Origin of the sequence: Amycolatopsis albispora (assembly GCF_003312875.1) — a bacterium.
GTDB classification, from domain to species: Bacteria; Actinomycetota; Actinomycetes; order Mycobacteriales; family Pseudonocardiaceae; genus Amycolatopsis; species Amycolatopsis albispora.
This window is the reverse complement of the sequence record NZ_CP015163.1, coordinates 7,657,942-7,673,684: the sequence shown is the minus strand read 5'-3', so window position 1 is coordinate 7,673,684 and position 15,743 is coordinate 7,657,942. Positions and strand designations below refer to the sequence as shown.

Below are 15,743 nucleotides of genomic sequence, written 5' to 3'. Positions count from 1 at the left end.
TGGATCACGCGGCGAGCGTAGCCGAGGTGAGGCGCCACCACCCTCATTCCTCCGGTACCGACCGCAGCAGTTCGCGCAGCCCGTCGAAATCCAGCAGGTCGACGGGGTTGACCGTGCGCCCGTCGCGGACGTAGTGGAACGCCGCGCGCACCTTCTCCAGCGGCACCCCGGCCAGCACCGACCAGGCCAGCCGGTACGCGGCCAGCTGCACCGACAGCGCGGGCATCCGGTCCGGCCCCGGCACGCCGCCGGTCTTCCAGTCCAGCACCGTCCAGCCGCCGTCGTCGTCGGCGAACACCGCGTCCATCCGCCCGCGCAGGTTGATGCCGTCCACCTCGGCGGAGAACGGGACCTCCACGTCGTGCGGGGTGCGGCCGGCCCATTCGCTGCGCTCGAAGGCGCGTTGCAGCAGTTCCAGCTCACCGTCGCCGACGGCCTCGTCGTCGGCCGCGCCGGGCAGGTCCTCGAAGTCGAGCAGCCGGTCGCCGCTGAACCGCTGCTCCAGCCAGGCGTGGAACGCGGTCCCGCGGCGGGCGAAGCTGTTCGGGGGCGCGGGCAGCGGGCGCCGGAGCTTGCCCGCCAGCGACTCCGGGTCGGCGGCCAGTTCGACCAGCTGGCTCACCGACAGGTGGTCGGGCAGCACGATGTCCTCGGTCCGGCTCGCCGCCTTCGCGCGCTCGGCGAGCAGCACCTCGGTGTCGGCGATCCAGCCGTCCGGGTCCTCGTGGCCCTCGTCCGGATCCGGCTCGTCCGGGTCGCGGCGGTTCAGCACGGCCAGCTCGTCGAGCACCAGCTCCACGCCCTCGGTGACGGCGGATCGCCGCCCGCCCAAGGGATCCACCGGCCACACCGCGGTGCGCGTCGAGGTGGTCAGCGGGTTCTCGTCCTCGTTGTCCGGCGGGTCGGCCCACTGCTCGAGCACGCCGACGTCGTCGGCGCCGTACTCGACGATCACTTCACGGATCTCGGTGAGAAAGGTCGACGGCCCCTTCGGCTTCGCGCTGCTTTCGTTCCACCAGTGCCCGGAAACCAGCAGCCCGTGCTCGGACCGGGTCAGCGCCACGTAGCAGAGCCGCCGCTCCTCGTCGGCCTCACGATCGGCGAAGTTCGCCTCGTGCAGTTCGAGTTCTTCGAGCACTTCCTTGCGGTTCTCGCCGCCGGACAACCGCAGTTTCGGCAGGTCCTGCTCGTCACCGCGGAACTTCGCCGGCAGTGCGGTGACCGTGCGCAGCCAGGACGACGACCGCCGCCGGCTCGGGAACACGTCGCTGACCAGGTGCGGAACGGCCACGTACTGCCACTCCAGCCCCTTCGCCGCGTGCACGGTGAGCACCTGCACGCGGTCCGGCACCACCTCGACCTCACCGGGGCTCAGCCCGTCCTCGGCGTGCTCGGCGGTGGCCAGGTAGTCCAAAAAGGACATCAGCGTGGCGGTCGGCGAGGTCTCGGCGAATTCGGTGACCACGTCGGCGAAGGCGTCCAGGTGCGCCCGGCCGGCGGCGTTCGGCCGGGCCAGCGCCTCCACGTCGAGCAGCATGGTCCGCTCCACATCGGACACCAGCTCCGGCAGCGACTGGTCCAGCCTGCGGCGCAGCGCGGCCAGTTCCGCGCCGAGCCGCTGGATGCGGCGGAAGCCCTCGCGCGAATACCTTTCCGGGTCACCGGGGTCGTCGATCGCGTCGACCAGGCCGGTGTGCTCCGAGCGTTCGGGAACCAGCGTCGGCTCGGTGTCCCGTGGTTCTTCGGGGTCCGCGGACAGCTCGACCGCCCGGCTCCACAACGCCTTCACGTCCGCCGCGCCCAGCCGCCACCGCGCCCCGGTGAGCAACCGCGCGGCCGCCGTGCCCGCCAGCGGATCGGCCAGCACCCGCAGCGTGCTGACCAGGTCGGCGACCTCGGGTTCCTCCAGCAGCCCGCCGAGGCCGACCACTTCCACCGGCAGGCCGCGCGCCCGCAGCTCGGCGGCGATCGGCGCCATGTCGGCCCGGCGGCGCACCAGCACCGCGGCCGTCGGCGGCTCCCCGGTGGCCTCGATGGCGGTGAACCACCGCTCCGCCAAGCGTTCGGCCACCCACTCGCGTTCGACGCGGATGTCCGGCAGCAGCGCCACCGACACGTCCGCCGGGTGCGCGCCAACCCGCGCGCGCAGCTGCTTGACACCGAGCCCCTTGGCGCGCAACGGTTCCACGATCGCGTTGGCCAGCACCAGCACCTCGGGCGGGTTGCGGAAGCTGGTCAGCAGGCCGTATTCGTCGGCGGGCCGCAGCCCGTCTTCGGTGGCCCACGGGAAGTCCGTGGTGAACCGCGGCAGGTTCGCCGCGCTCGCCCCGCGCCAGCCGTAGATGGCCTGCGCGGGGTCACCGACCGCGGTCACCGGCATCGACGGGCGCTCGCCCATGCCGAACAACCCGCGCAGCAGCACCCGTTGCGCGTGCCCGGTGTCCTGGTACTCGTCGAGCAGTACCGCGCGGTAGCGCTCGCGCTCGCCGATCACCACCTCCTCGTGGTCGGTGACCAGCCCGGCCGCCAGCGACATCTGGTCGGCGAAGTCGAGCGCGCCCTCGGCCAGCTTGCGGTCGTGGTAGGCCTGCACCAGCGGCAGCAGCGCGAGCCGGAACCGTTGCGCGGCCACGATCTCCTGCAGCTTGACCGGCAGTCCGTCCCGCTGCCCCTTGGCCTTCGGCGCGTTCTCGATCAGCTCGCACAGCCACGCGGTGTACTCGGCGAGCTTCTCGGTGGACACCAGGTGCTCGCCGAGTTCCCCGGCCAGGCCGAGCACGTGCGCGGTGATCGTCGGCGGCACCTTGTCGGTGTCGAGGTCGGGGTCCCAGTGCGCGACCACGCGGTGCGCGAGCTGCCACGACGCGGTCTCCGACAGCAGCCGCGCGCCCGGCCGGACCGGCAGCCGCAGCCCGTGCTCGGCCAGCAGGCGACCGGCGTACGCGTGATAGGTGAGCACGGTCGGCTCACCGGCCATCACCGCGGCCCGGCGGCCGCCGCTGGGATCGACCCGGTCCAGCAACCCGGAACCGGCCAGCCGCCGCAGCCGCGCGCGCACGCGCTCACCGAGCTGACGTGCCGCCTTGCGCGTGAAGGTCAGGCCGAGCACCTGCTCCGGGGTGACAAAACCGTTGGCCACCAACCAAACCACTCGCGCGGCCATGGTCTCGGTTTTACCGGCGCCCGCGCCGGCCACCACCAGCGACGGCTCGGTGGGGGCCGCGATCACCGCCGCCTGCTCGGGCGTCGGCGGGTGCAGGCCGAGTGCTTCGGCGACGTCGGCCGGGGTGACCAGCCGGTGCTCCACCGCGGTCACGGGCCGGTCACCTGCCGTCCTTCTGGCCGCACTGGGCACGAGCCGCGGGCCGGGCACCGCGGGCAGTCCGCGTTCTCCCGCGCCTCGAAGCCGGGCCCCGCCGCGGATCCGGCCGCGCGGCGCACCAGGTCCAGCCAGGTGGGCCCGGTTTCCTCGTCGAGCGGGGCCTGCTGCCGTTCGGTGGCCCCGGTTTTTTTGTTCGCCTTGGCCACGTAAACCAGCTTCGCGCCGCCCGGTTCGGTGCCGTGTTCCCCGAACGCGCCCAGCAGCACGGCCAGCTGGTAGGCCGCGAGCTGCGGGTGCTGCTCGGCATCGGTGGCGGTGACCGGGGTCTTGCCGGTTTTGATGTCCACGATCACCGGGCGGCCTTGCGCGTCCAGCTCCAGCCGGTCGACCCGGCCGCGCAACCGCACGAGCAGCTCGTCCTCGCCATCGCCGTGCTCCGGCGGCAGCACCACCTGCACGTCCTTCTCATTTCCCGCGCTGGTCAGCTCGGCGCGGCTGTTCCGCAGCCAGGCCATGAAGTTCTCCAGCATCTGTTCCACGCGGCGTCGCTCACGACGGGAGAACCACGGCGCGCCGGCGTCGACCCTGGTCCACGCCTCGTCCAGCGCGGCCCGCAGCTCCGCGTCGCCGGTGCCCTCGGCGGCGGCCTGCGCCAGCGCGTGCACCAGGGTGCCGGTGACCGCGGCCAGCTGCGCGGGATCGTCCCCACCGTGCCGTTCCAGCAGCCAGCGCAACGGGCAGCGGGCCAGCACGTCCACAGTGGACGGAGAAACGCTGACCAGCTGGCCGGGGCTGAACAAGGCGACCTCGGTGGACGGCTGGGGCACGCCGTACCAGGTGGCCGGGTGCGCGCCGGGCACCCCGGCCTGCGCCAGCTTGGCCAGCTGACGTGCCGCGAGCTGCCGGCGTTCCGTCTCCGCTTCGGCGTCGCAGACCACCCGGCGCAGCTCGCCGACCAGCTCGGAAAGCACCAGCGAACGCCCGCCGGTCTTCAGCCGCGGGTCGGCGGCCGACTCGTCCGGCGCGGACTCGTCCAATTCGTCGACAAAGCGCGAGGGCTGCTCGTCCTCCCCGCGCACCGCGCTGACCAGCAGCGTCCGGCGGGCCCGGCTGGCGGCCAGGTAGAACAGGCGGCGTTCCTCGGCCAGCAGCGGCGCGGTCGCCGACACCTGCTCACCATCCACTCCGGACAGCAGGTCGACCAGCCGTTCCACGCCCAGCAGCGAACCCCGCAGCCGCAGGTCCGGCCAGCTGCCCTCCTGCGCGCCGACCACCGCGACCACCGTCCACTCGCGACCGGCGGCGCCGTGCGCGGTGAGCAGGGTGACCCCTTCCTTGCGCGCGGCCTTCGGGGCCAGGCTGTCCCCGGCGATCTGCTGCGAGGTCAGGTAGTCGGCGAACGCGGTCACCGTGGAGTGCGGCAGCCTGTCGACATAGCGACCGGCCGCGTGGAACAACGCCACCACCGAGTCCAGGTCGCGGTCGGCCTGCGCGCCCAGCGAGCCACCACGATCGGCGAACCGCAGCAGCCGGGCTTCGAGATCACTGGCCTGCCAGAGGTCCCACAGCACGTTCTCCACGTTGCGGTGCTGCGCTATCGACTCCCGCGCGGTGGCGATCAACCCGGCCACCCGGCGCACCGGACCGGCCTCCGCGTCGGCGAGCATGGTCAGCGGATCGTTGTCCAGCAACGCTTCCACCAGCAGCTCGTCGCTGGACCGCTCGCCGCCGGCGGACAGCTCCAGCCGCCGCAGACCACGCCGCAACCGCCGCAGCGCCAGCGGGTCGGCCCCGCCGAGCGGCGAGGCCAGCAGCATTTCCGCCACGTCGGCGTCCACAGTGGACGGATCGTCGGCGGCCCGCAGCGCGGCCAGCAGCGGACGGACGGCGGGCTGCTTGGCCAGCGGCAGTTCCTCCGCCGCGGCGGCGATCGGCACCCCGGCCGCCCGCAGCGCGCGGATCAGCACCGGGAAGGTCCGCGACGGCGACCGCACCAGCACCGCCATCTCCGACCACGGCACCTCGTCCATCAGGTGCGCGCGGCGCAGCTGGTCGGCCATCCACGCGCCCTCGGCCGCCGGGGTGGACAGCAAGCGGATCTTGACCGTGCCCTCGTGCTCGCCGTCCGCGGGTTCCAGCGGCACCCGCTTCGGCCCCGGCAGGTGCCTGACCAGCCGGTTCACCGCGGCCGCGAGCGCGGGCGCGAGCCGGTGGCTGGTGGTCAGCCGGATGGTCCGGTCGCCCCGGCGGTCGGCCTGCTCCAGCAGCGTGGGATCGGCCCCGCGGAAGGAGAAGATCGACTGGTCCGGGTCGCCGGTGAGCACGTAGTCCTCGGCACCGGAGCCGAGGTGACGCAGCAGCCGGAACTGCAGCGGGTCGAGGTGCTGCGCGTCGTCGACGAACAGGTGCCGCACGCGTGCCTGCTCACGCAGCATCAGCTCCGGCTCGGCGTTCAACGCGACCAGCGCCGAGATGACCAGCTCGGCCGCGTCGTAGGCGGTGGCGCCGGGCAGCGCGAGCGCGTTGCCCCCGGCGCCCTGCAGCGCGCTGACCTCCTCGTACTGCCGCCAGAAGGTACCCGCGGCCACCCACTGCTCGCGGCCCTTCTCCTCGCCGAGCTTGATCAGGTCCTCCGGGCCGAGCCCGCGTTCGGCCGCCCGCAGCAGCAGGTCGCGCAGTTCCTCGGCGAACCCGGGCACGGTCAGCGCCGGGCGCAGCTCGACCGGCCAGTCGAAGGCCCCCATTTCCAGGTCGCCCGCCAGCAGCTCGCGCACCATCACGTCCTGCTCGGCGCTGGAGAGCAGGCGGGGCGCGGGTTCTTCGCGCATCCGGGCCTGCAGGCGCAGCACCGCGTAGGCGTAGGAGTGCACGGTGCGCACGATCGGCTCGCGAATGGTGCGCGGGACTTCGGGGTCGCCGTCGTTGAGCAGCCGCGTGATGTCGGCACGCAGCGCTTCGGCCGCGCGACGGGAGGTGGTGAGCACCAGGATCCGCTCAGGATCCACGCCCTGGTCGCGGATCCGGCGCGTGACGGCTTCGGCGAGCAGCGTGGTCTTGCCGGTGCCCGGCCCGCCCAGCACCCGCGCGAAGCCGACCGGGCCGTCGAGCACGCGCCGGGCCTCGGGGCCCCACTGGCGGGGTGGCAACGGCACGACCGGGCGGCGCACCAGTCGCGCGCTCACCCGGTGCTTCGTCCTGCTTGCCACACCCGATTGCACCATGGGAGGTGATCGGGACCGTGCAGCGGCACCCGGTGAGAACTGTCGGTGTCGTCCGGTTAGCTGTGCGCATGGACGAAGAACTGCACGAACGGGTGCGGGCGGTGATCGGTGACGTGCCGCCCGGCAAGGTCGCCACCTACGGCGACATCGCGAACCTGGCCGGTGCGCCGTCACCGCGCCTGGTCGGCGCGATCCTCGCCGAGGACGGCAGCGACCTGCCGTGGCACCGGATCCTGCGGGCGAACGGCACGCCGGCGCCGCACCTGGCGCAGGAGCAGCTGGCCAGGCTGCGGGCGGAGGGCGTGCTGGCCGACGGGCAGAAGGTGGATCTGCGGGTGTATCGCTGGCAACAGGAGGAGCCGGAGGGTGGCCTCTGGTGATCTCTGTGGTTAGCCTTGCCTAATGCCGAGTATGTCGTACCACCCGCTGCGCGTGTCCGCCGTGCGGCGGCTGACCCCGCACATGGCCAGGATCAGCTTCGCGGTGGCCGCCGACGTCGAGGACGTGGGCCCCGACCAGTACGTGAAGCTGTTCTTCCCGGCGCCGGGGCAGGTGCGGCCGGTGCTGCCGCCGCCGCTCGACGGCGACGAGGTGCTGTCCTGGTACCGCGTGTACCTGGCGATGCCGGACGCCGAGCGCCCGCCGATGCGCACCTACACGATCCGCGCCATCCGGCCGGGTGAGGTGGACGTCGATTTTGTGCTGCACGACGCGGGCCCGGCCTCGACGTGGGCGGAGCGGGCCGCGGTAGGCGACGAGCTGATCTTCCTGACGCCGCCGCACGCGTTGTACTCGCCGCCGGAGGACACCGAGTGGCAACTGCTGGTCGGTGACGAGTCGACGGTGCCCGCGGTGGGCGCGATCGTCGAGTCGCGGCCGGAGGATGCGGTGCTGCGGGCGTTCGTGGAGGTCGCCGGGCCGGAGGAGGAGCAGGTTTTCGAGACCGCGGCCAAGGACGTCGAGATCACCTGGGTGCACCGGGGCACGCGGCCGCACGGGGAGGCGGTGCTCGAAGCGGTGCGGGCGGCTTCGCTGCCCGAGGGCAAGGCGTACGGCTGGCTCTCCGGGGAGGCAAGCCTGGTCAAGTACGCGCGGCGCCACCTGGTCCGAGAGCGCGGCGTGGACAAACGCGCCATCACCTTCACCGGCTACTGGCGGCAAGGCAAGAGCGAGGAAGAGGTCGGCCGGGAAAACGTAAAACGCATCGAATCCGGCGCCCCAGAACCAGCTGACGACGTCTAGCAGTCACCGAGCCGACGCACGCGGCGCACCGGACCCAGCCGCCAACGCCTAAGTACCCAACTCCCGAACCAGGAGCTTCACCAACGCCCCCAGCCGCGGCCGGTCCGGCTGCAACGTCGCCACACCCAGCTCGGTCAACGGCGCCGCGGTCACCGAGCCGACGCAAGCGCAGACCACCGGCCCCCGCAACGCGGTGACCAGCGCGTCCTGCCGGTCCCCGGCCAGCGTCAGCAGGTTCGCCGTGGCCGGGGCGCTGGTGAACGCGAGCGCCCGAACCGCACCCCCGATGACGTCGTCGACCAGCTGGTGGGCGGGCGCGAGGTCCGACGGCCACTGCCACCGGTACGGCTGCACCTCGACCACCTCCGCCCCGGCGGCGGCCAGCGGCGAGGTCAGCTCCGGCAACGGCGTCCCGTGCAACTGCACCGCGACCCGCCGCCCCGCCACGCCTTGCGCCATCAGGTGCGCGAAAACCTCGGCGTTCGTCTCGCCCGGCGCTGACCATTCCTCCGAGAGCCCGTGCCCGCGCACCGCGCCCATCGCCTTCGGCCCCCGCACGAAAACCCGCGACGCGCCCAGGTGACGCAGCAGGTCCTCCCGCACACCCCAGCCCTCCGCCGCCGAGACCCAGCCGCGGAACCCGGCGCCGGTGGTGATCGCGGTGAAGTCGACCGGCTCGGCCAGCACGGCGTCGGTCGCCGAGCGCAGCAGTGCGTCGTCCGGCAGCGGCACGATCCGGATCGTCGGCGCGTGCCGGACCTCGGCACCGTGCCGCTCCAGCGCGGTGATGAACTCCTCCGCGCGCCGCTCGGCGGTGATCCCGATGGTGACCCCGGTGAGCTCACCCATAGAGCGCCCCCATCTCCCTGATCGCCTCCGCCAGCTCGTCCCGCAGCGAAGCGGGCTCCAGCACCTGCAGCCCCGGCCCGAACCGGAGCAGCTCACCGATCGCCGGACGGCCCTGCTCCACCGGCAGCTCCATGCGAATCCACCCGTCCTCGTCCGGTTCGGTCGCCGTGCGCAGCGCCCGCGCGCCGACGGCTCCCGCGTAGAACGGTACGAGTGCCTGCGCCAGCGGCGAAAGGCGCACCACCGCGGTCCGCGGGTACATGCGCCGCTCGAACTGCTCGGACCACTCCTGCCAGTACCGCGCCAGGTCGAAATCGGCGGGACGGGTGAAGGCGTCCAGCGTCTCCAGCCGCTCGATCCGCGAGATGCGATACGTCCGGTCGTTGCCGTCGCACCGCGCGGCGAGGTACCAGTTGCCCGCCTTGAGGATCAGGCCGAGCGGCTCGACCTCCCGCGTGACCTGCTGGTTGCCCCAGCGCCGGTAGTCGAGGCGCAGCCGCCGCGGCTGCCACACCGCCTCGGCCACCTCCGCCAGCTGCGGCAGGCTCTCGATGCCCCGGTGCCAGCCGGGAACGTCGAGGTAGAAGCGCTGGGAGACGGTCGCCGCGCGGTCGCGCAGGTCGGCGGGCAGCGCCGCGTAGAGCTTCAGCTGCGCGGCGGCGAGCACCGTGCCCAACCCCAGTTCGGACGCGGCCTCGGGCAACCCGGCCAGCGACAGCGACCGCGCCTCCTCCTCGGTGAGCCCGGTCAGCCGCGTGCGGTAGCCGTCGACGAGCTGGTAGCCGCCGCTGCGCCCGCGATCGGCGTAGACCGGCACGCCCGCCGCCGACAACGCCTCGATGTCGCGGTAGACCGTGCGCACCGACACCTCGAGTTCGGCGGCCAGCTCGTCAGCCGTCATCCGGCCGCGGTTCTGCAACAGCAGCAGCACCGACAGCAACCTGCTCGCCCGCATGAAGTTCATTATGGCCGGAAAACCTGACACAAGCTGTCAGGTAAGCCCGGCAGAGTGCTCGGCATGAACACCTTCACGACGAAGAGCTGGGAAGAGAACGTGGTCAGCGGCGGCAAGGACGACCCAGTGGAGCCCCGGTACGCCCACGCCCACGCCGTCATGACCTACTCGGGCCTGATCGAGGGCGAGTCCTCGTGCGACTACCTCCTCTACTACACCGGCCCCGGTTACGACGGCGCCGGGCACCGCGCACCGGGGTTCGAGCGGATCGAGGGCGCGGTGGACGGCCGCAAGGGCAGCTTCGTGCTCCGGCACGAGGTAGGTTTCGACAGCAACGGCATCAACGGCACGTTCACCGTGGTCGACGGCTCCGGCACCGGTGAGCTGACCGGCCTGCGCGGCACCGGCACCATCGCCGGCGAGACCGGTCAGCCCGCGATGCGGTACACCTTCGAATACTCCCTTTAGGACGGTCGAGCATGGACAGGAAGCAGGTGATGGCCTACCGGATCGCCGCGCAGGGGCTGCACCGGGAAGCGGCCGATCCGCACGAGCTGGCCGTGTTCGACCTCGGCGTGCAGGACAACCAGCGCGGTGGCCCGGCCATCGCGCTGGCCGCACGACTGTCCACTCCGGCCACCACCGACGACCGCTTCGCGCTGCTCTGGTCCCATCGCGGCGCCCCGCACCTGCACCGGCGCGGCGACCTGAAAGCACTGGTGGCGAGCCTGGTGCCACTGTCCGAAGCGGACGCCGAGGCGCGGATGGGCTGGCAGCGCACGCAGGTCGCCCGCGCCGGGGTACCGGCGGCCGAGGCGCTGACGGTCGCGGCGCGGGCGCTGCACAAGGCCGTCGGCCGGACGATGACCAAGGGCGACTCCAGCACCGCGGTCACCAAGCTGGTGCCGGACGGGTTCTCCCTCTGGTGCCGCCGCTGCGGCGCCACGCACATCTTCGAGCAGCTGATGCGCCTGGCCGCGCCGCTCGCCGGGCTCGAACTGGTGCCCGGCGCGACCCCGGCCACGCTGACCCCGATGGCGCAGCGCGGCCCGGTGCCGGTCAAGCCCGATGTGCGCGCCGCGACCGCGGTCATGGCGGCCTACCTGCGGCTGCACGGTCCGGCCACGCCCGGCGAGGCGGGCGGCTTCTCCGGCACCACGGCCACCGCCGCCAAGGAGATGTGGCCGTCGGACCTGGTGGAAGTGCGGCTGGACAAGAAGAAGCGCTACCTGCCCGCGGACGCGCTGCCGCTGCTGGAGAATCCGCCGGAACCGGACGTCGTGCGCCTGCTGCCGCCGTCGGATCCGCTGCTCCAGGCCAGGGATCGCGACCTGCTCGTGCCGGAGAAGGCACACCAGAAGGAGGTCTGGAAGATCCTCGGCAATCCGGGCGCGCTGCTCACCGACGGGGAGATCGCTGGTGTCTGGCGGCCGAAGACCGCCGGCAACCGGCTGTCGATCACGGTTCGGACGTTCTGGCCGCTGTCGCCGGACGTCCGCGAGCGCGTCGGTCAGGAAGCCGAAGTCGTCGCCGCCGCCCGCGGGCTCACGCTGTCCAAAGTAGACTGGTAGCGGCGGACGACCAGATCGGCGATGGCCGGGTGCGCGCCCAGCGGCTCGGCCACCACGGCCGCGCCGGAATCGGCCAGCCGCCGGTGGAACAGACCGGGCGCGAGCAGCCACGAAGCCACCGCGACCCGGTGCCGGCGAAGGGAATCCACCACCTCGGCCACGGACGGCCGTGCGGTGGCGGCAAAACCCACCCGGACCGGCACGCCCAGCCTGGCCCGCAACGCCCGCGCGGCCACCCGGACTTCGCTGAGCGCCCGCGGGTCGCTGGACCCGGCGGCCGCCAGCACCACGGCATCGCCGTCGCGGTACCCGGCGTCGAGCAGGCGCTGTTCGAGCACGTCGAGCAGTTCCGGGGCGGCGCCGAACGCGGGCGTGAGCCGGACCGCCCGGTGCCCGCTCGCCTCGATCTGCGCCGGGATGTCCGTCCGCACGTGGTAACCCGACGCCAGGAACGCCGGGACCACCACGGCTTCACCCGGCACGTCCCGGAGCACGCTCGTCACGTCCGGCTGGAGCACGTCCGCGTACGCGACCCGCACCTCCACGTCCACCCGCGCGCGCACCAGTTCCGCCAGTTCCGAGATCACACGCACCCCGGCCGGAGCCCGGGTCCCGTGTGCCACCAGCACGATCAAGCGATCCCCGCCTTCTCCACGGCCAGCCGGTAACCCCGCTTGACCACGGTCTGCACCAGTTTTCCCTCACCCAGCGAAGTGCGGAGCCTGCCGACCGCCGTCTCCACCGCGTGCTCGTCGCCGCCGCTGGGCAGCACGGTCATCAGCTGACGCCGCGAGATCACCCGTCCCGGCTCCTCCGCGAGTGCCCGCAACACCGCCAGTTGCGCGGGCGCCAGCGTCCGCAGCTCTCCGTCGACCACCACCGCCTGCCCGCGCAGCTCCACCTCGCGTCCGGCGACGCGCCACCGCGGCACCCGCTCCAGCAGCGCCTGCGACTGCGTGCGCGCGAGCGCCCCGATCCGCGACCGCTCCGGCTGCACGGTCGGAATGCCCAGCGCGGCGAACGGCGCCGCGGTGATCGGGCCGACGCAGGCCACCACCACCCGCCGGGTCAGCGCGTCCACCAGTTCCGCGTACCGCCCGGTCCGCCTGGCCACCGCGAACATGCTCGCCGCCGCGGGTGCACTGGTGAACGGCATCGCGTCGATCCCGCCCTCCAGCACCGAATCGAGCAGCCGTTCCAGCGGCCCGGGATCGGCGGGCCCGACCCAGCGGTACACCGGGATCTCGATCACCTCGGCCCCCGCGGCCCGCAGCGACTCCACGAAGAACGGCAGCGGCTCGCCGTGCAGCTGCACCGCCACCCGTCGTCCGTCCACTCCGGACTCCAGCAGGTGCTGCAGCAACTCCGCGTTGCTCTCCGAATCCGGTGAGTACACTTCGGACAGGCCAGCCGCGCGCACCGCGCCCTTCGCCTTCGGCCCGCGTGCCATCACCGCGGCCTCACCGAGCCTGGCCAGCACGGCGTCACCGAGCCCCCAGCCCTCGGCCGCTTCGATCCAGCCGCGGAAGCCGATGCCGGTGGTCGCCACCACCACGTCCGGCGCCTCGTCCAGCAGCCGCCGGGTCGCGCCCAGCAGCTCGGTGTCGTCGGACAGCGGCACGATCCGGAGCGCCGGGCCGTACCGCACGGTCGCCCCCTTTCGCACGAACAGCGCACCGAGCTCGTCCGCCCGGCGCGCCGCCGTGATCCCGATAGCGAAGCCCGCCAGCGGTGGCAGGGCCGTCATGGCCCGCCCACCTCCACCGTGCCGTCGGCAATCCGCACCGGGTACGCGGCCACGCGCACCTCGGGATCGTCCAGGCACTGCCCGGTGGCCAGCTCGAAGCACTGCTTGTGCATCGGGGACGCCACCACCGGCACGCCACCGCGGTCGCCGAGAATGCCGCGTGAGAGCACCGCCGCGCCGCTGAACGGGTCCACATTGGACAGTGCGTAGACGCTTTCCTCGGTACGGAAGATCGCCACCTGCGTGCCGTCCGGCAACAGCGCCGCCACCCCGGCACCCAGCGGCACCGCCTCCAGCGGGCACACGGCCACCCAAGTGCATTCCTGTATCGCGGTCATCGTGCGGCCACCTCCGGCATTCCCAGCAAAACGGGCACCTTCTGCTCACGCTCGACGCGGAACGAGATCGTCGGGTCCGGCGTGCCCGGCGCGTTCACGAACGAGGTGAACCGCGCGAGCTTCTCCGGGTCTTCCAGCACACCACGCCACTCGTCGGCGTAGGAGTCGATGTGCTTCTGCATCGCGGCGTCCAGCTCGTCGCAGATGCCCAGGCTGTCGTTGACGATCACGTCACGCAGGTGGTCGAGGCCGCCTTCCATCTCCTCCAGCCACGGCGCGGTGCGCTGGAGCCGGTCGGCGGTGCGCACGTAGAACATCAGGAACCGGTCGATGGTGCGGAAAAGCGTCTCGCTGTCTACATCGGACACCAGCAGCCGCGCGTGCCGCGGGGTGGTGCCGCCGTTGCCGCCGACGTAGAGGTTCCAGCCGTTCTCCGTGGCGATCACGCCGAAGTCCTTGCCGCGGGCCTCGGCGCATTCACGCGCACAGCCCGAGACCGCCGCCTTCAGCTTGTGCGGCGAGCGCAGCCCGCGGTAGCGCAGCTCCAGCTCCACCGCCATGCCGACGCTGTCCTGCACGCCGTACCGGCACCACGTGGACCCGACGCACGACTTCACCGTGCGCAGCGACTTCCCGTACGCGTGCCCCGATTCGAAGCCCGCGTCCACCAGCCGCCGCCAGATCAGCGGCAGCTGGTCCACCGTCGCGCCGAACAGGTCGATCCGCTGCCCGCCGGTGATCTTGGTGTACAGCCCGAACTCCTCGGCCACCTCGGCGATCACCTTGAGCTTCGCCGGGGTGATCTCGCCGCCGGGGATGCGCGGCACCACCGAGTACGAGCCGTTGCGCTGGATGTTCGCCAGGAACCGGTCGTTGGTGTCCTGCAGGGTCGCCTGCTCACCGCCGAGAATGTGGCCGTTGCCCAGGGTGGCCAGGATCGAGGCCACCGCCGGCTTGCAGATCGCGCAGCCGGTGCCGGTGCCGTGCCGCCCGATCAGCTCGCCGAAGGTGGTGATCCGGGTGGCGCTGATGATCTCGAACAGTTCCGCGCGGGAGAAGGAGAAGTGCTCGCACAACGCCTTCGACTGCTCGACGCCGCACGAGTCCAGCAGCTTCGCCAGCATCGGCACGCACGAACCACACGCCGTGCCCGCCCGCGTGCAGGCCTTGATCTTCGGCACGTCGGTACACTCGTGCTCGAGGATCGCGCCGGTGATGTCGGCCTTGGTGACGCCGTTGCAGGAGCAGACCTGCGCGTCGGGCGGCAGCGCGTCCACGCCGACGCCTTCACCACCACCGGAGGGCGCGAGCATCGAACCGGGTGAAGCGGGCAGCGCGCGGCCGACGAACGACCGCAGCATCGTGTACTGCGACGCGTCCCCGACCAACACCCCGCCGAGCAGCGTCTTACCGTCCTCGGAGACCACCAGCTTCTTGTAGTACCCGTCGATCGAGTCGGCGAACGCGACTTCACGCGCGCCCTCGGTGGCCGCGTGCGCGTCGCCGAAGCTGGCCACATCGACGCCGAGCAGCTTCAGCTTCGTCGACATGTCCTGCTCGCCGAATTCGGCGTCACCACCGAGCAGTTGCGCGGCGACGATCTCCGCCATCGCGTACCCGGGCGCCACGATGCCGTACACGCGGTTCTCCACGGCCGCGCATTCACCGATCGCGTACACCGCCGGATCGCTGGTGCGGCAACGGTTGTCCACCAGCACCCCACCGCGCTCGCCGACCTCCAGGCCGCTCGACCGCGCCAGGTCGTCACGCGGGCGGATGCCCGCCGAGAACACGACCAGGTCCAGGTCCAGCTCGGTGCCGTTGGCCAGCTTCGCCAGCAGCCGGTCGCCGTCGGCTTCGATGCTGTTGGTGGACGTTCCCGTGTGGACGGTCACGTCCAGCGCGGTGACCAGGTCACGCAGCAGCCCGGCACCGCCGTCGTCCACCTGCAGCGGCATCAGCCGCGGGCCCATCTCCACCACGTGCGGGGAAAGGCCCATGTCCCGCAACGCTTTCGCGGCCTCCAGGCCGAGCAGGCCACCACCGACCACCATCGCCGACCGGCGCCCGCGGCCCGCCTTGCCCGCCGCTTCACGAATGGCGTCGAGGTCCTCGATGGTCCGGTAGACAAAGCAGCCGGGCAGGTCGTGCCCGGGCACCGGCGGCACAAAGGGCTTCGACCCGGTGGCGAGCACCAGCGCGTCGTAGGCCTGCTCGAAGCCCGCCTCGGTCCGGACCAGCCGCTGCTCGCGATCGACCGACACCACCGGGTCGCCGAGCCGCAGTTCGACCATCGGGTCGCCCGCGTAGTCGGCACCCGGCAGCGCCAGCGCCGCCGCGTCCCAACCGTCCACATAGGAGGTCAGCGCCACCCGGTCGTAGGCCGGCCGCGACTCCTCGGCCAGCACCACCACCCGCCAGTCGCTGTCCCCGGCCCGCACCGCTTCGACCAGCCGGTGCGCGACCATGCCGTGCCCGGCGACCACCAGTGTCCGCAT

At 72.5% G+C, this 15,743-nt stretch carries 12 protein-coding genes; 4 read left to right on the top strand and 8 right to left on the bottom strand.

Annotated elements, in window-relative coordinates; all coding sequences use genetic code 11:
* Window positions 1-43 precede the first annotated feature (43 nt).
* Window positions 44-3,316 carry an ATP-dependent helicase gene (locus tag A4R43_RS36440; RefSeq protein ID WP_418190773.1) on the bottom strand — a complete coding sequence of 1,091 codons (3,273 nt, stop codon included), beginning with the start codon at window positions 3,314-3,316 and terminating at the stop codon, window positions 44-46.
* Window positions 3,313-6,543: an ATP-dependent helicase gene (locus tag A4R43_RS36435; RefSeq protein ID WP_113696238.1), complete on the bottom strand. Its 3,231-nt coding sequence runs from the start codon at window positions 6,541-6,543 to the stop codon at window positions 3,313-3,315. The genes A4R43_RS36440 and A4R43_RS36435 overlap by 4 nt, the downstream gene beginning before the upstream one ends.
* A gap of 68 nt (window positions 6,544-6,611) precedes the next feature.
* Here A4R43_RS36435 and A4R43_RS36430 point away from each other — a divergent pair, with 68 nt between their 5' ends.
* Both A4R43_RS36430 and A4R43_RS36425 read left to right on the top strand, forming a co-directional pair.
* Entirely contained in the window at window positions 6,612-6,923 is a 312-nt protein-coding gene (locus A4R43_RS36430) for an MGMT family protein (RefSeq protein ID WP_113696237.1), read from the top strand.
* A gap of 31 nt (window positions 6,924-6,954) precedes the next feature.
* A complete protein-coding gene (locus tag A4R43_RS36425; protein WP_113696236.1) occupies window positions 6,955-7,785 on the top strand; it encodes a siderophore-interacting protein in 831 nt (276 codons plus the stop codon).
* Window positions 7,786-7,833: 48 nt separating this feature from the next.
* Here the strand turns inward: A4R43_RS36425 and A4R43_RS36420 are convergent, their stop codons facing one another.
* Window positions 7,834-8,634: a uroporphyrinogen-III synthase gene (locus A4R43_RS36420; RefSeq protein ID WP_113696235.1), complete on the bottom strand. Its 801-nt coding sequence runs from the start codon at window positions 8,632-8,634 to the stop codon at window positions 7,834-7,836.
* Window positions 8,627-9,589 (bottom strand): helix-turn-helix transcriptional regulator, encoded by a 963-nt coding sequence (locus A4R43_RS36415; RefSeq protein ID WP_113698125.1) that lies wholly within the window; start codon window positions 9,587-9,589, stop codon window positions 8,627-8,629. The genes A4R43_RS36420 and A4R43_RS36415 overlap by 8 nt, the downstream gene beginning before the upstream one ends.
* 63 nt (window positions 9,590-9,652) lie before the next feature.
* Here A4R43_RS36415 and A4R43_RS36410 point away from each other — a divergent pair, with 63 nt between their 5' ends.
* Window positions 9,653-10,057, top strand: coding sequence for a DUF3224 domain-containing protein (locus A4R43_RS36410; protein WP_113698124.1), 405 nt, complete (start codon window positions 9,653-9,655; stop codon window positions 10,055-10,057).
* An 11-nt stretch (window positions 10,058-10,068) separates the two neighbouring features.
* Window positions 10,069-11,160, top strand: a complete 1,092-nt coding sequence (locus A4R43_RS36405; RefSeq protein WP_113696234.1) for a winged helix DNA-binding domain-containing protein — start codon at window positions 10,069-10,071, stop codon at window positions 11,158-11,160.
* Here the strand turns inward: A4R43_RS36405 and A4R43_RS36400 are convergent.
* The 4 genes from A4R43_RS36400 to nirB are packed head-to-tail and all read right to left on the bottom strand — an operon-like array spanning window position 11,100 to window position 15,743.
* Window positions 11,100-11,783 carry a sirohydrochlorin chelatase gene (locus A4R43_RS36400; protein ID WP_335645129.1) on the bottom strand — a complete coding sequence of 228 codons (684 nt, stop codon included), beginning with the start codon at window positions 11,781-11,783 and terminating at the stop codon, window positions 11,100-11,102. The two genes, A4R43_RS36405 and A4R43_RS36400, sit on opposite strands and share 61 nt — an antisense overlap.
* An 8-nt stretch (window positions 11,784-11,791) precedes the next feature.
* Window positions 11,792-12,907, bottom strand: a complete 1,116-nt coding sequence (locus tag A4R43_RS36395) for a uroporphyrinogen-III synthase (RefSeq protein ID WP_113696232.1) — start codon at window positions 12,905-12,907, stop codon at window positions 11,792-11,794.
* The gene (nirD, locus tag A4R43_RS36390; RefSeq protein ID WP_113696231.1) at window positions 12,904-13,245 is read right to left on the bottom strand and encodes a nitrite reductase small subunit NirD; all 342 of its coding nucleotides are present in this window, start codon (window positions 13,243-13,245) and stop codon (window positions 12,904-12,906) included. Before nirD ends, A4R43_RS36395 begins: the two co-directional genes overlap by 4 nt.
* Window positions 13,242-15,743 carry a nitrite reductase large subunit NirB gene (gene nirB, locus A4R43_RS36385; protein ID WP_113696230.1) on the bottom strand — a complete coding sequence of 834 codons (2,502 nt, stop codon included), beginning with the start codon at window positions 15,741-15,743 and terminating at the stop codon, window positions 13,242-13,244. The genes nirD and nirB overlap by 4 nt, the downstream gene beginning before the upstream one ends.

Excerpts from the sequence above, each read along its gene's own strand:
- A4R43_RS36415 (WP_113698125.1), bottom strand. The coding sequence starts at position 9,589 with ATGCGGGCGAGCAGGTTGCTGTCGGTGCTGCTGCTGTTGCAGAACCGC.
- A4R43_RS36405 (WP_113696234.1), top strand. The coding sequence starts at position 10,069 with ATGGACAGGAAGCAGGTGATGGCCTACCGGATCGCCGCGCAGGGGCTG.
- A4R43_RS36410 (WP_113698124.1), top strand. The coding sequence starts at position 9,653 with ATGAACACCTTCACGACGAAGAGCTGGGAAGAGAACGTGGTCAGCGGC.
- A4R43_RS36420 (WP_113696235.1), bottom strand. The coding sequence starts at position 8,634 with ATGGGTGAGCTCACCGGGGTCACCATCGGGATCACCGCCGAGCGGCGC.
- A4R43_RS36435 (WP_113696238.1), bottom strand. The coding sequence starts at position 6,543 with ATGGTGCAATCGGGTGTGGCAAGCAGGACGAAGCACCGGGTGAGCGCG.
- A4R43_RS36425 (WP_113696236.1), top strand. The coding sequence starts at position 6,955 with ATGTCGTACCACCCGCTGCGCGTGTCCGCCGTGCGGCGGCTGACCCCG.
- A4R43_RS36430 (WP_113696237.1), top strand. The coding sequence starts at position 6,612 with ATGGACGAAGAACTGCACGAACGGGTGCGGGCGGTGATCGGTGACGTG.
- nirD (WP_113696231.1), bottom strand. The coding sequence starts at position 13,245 with ATGACCGCGATACAGGAATGCACTTGGGTGGCCGTGTGCCCGCTGGAG.
- A4R43_RS36395 (WP_113696232.1), bottom strand. The coding sequence starts at position 12,907 with ATGACGGCCCTGCCACCGCTGGCGGGCTTCGCTATCGGGATCACGGCG.
- nirB (WP_113696230.1), bottom strand. The coding sequence starts at position 15,743 with ATGCGGACACTGGTGGTCGCCGGGCACGGCATGGTCGCGCACCGGCTG.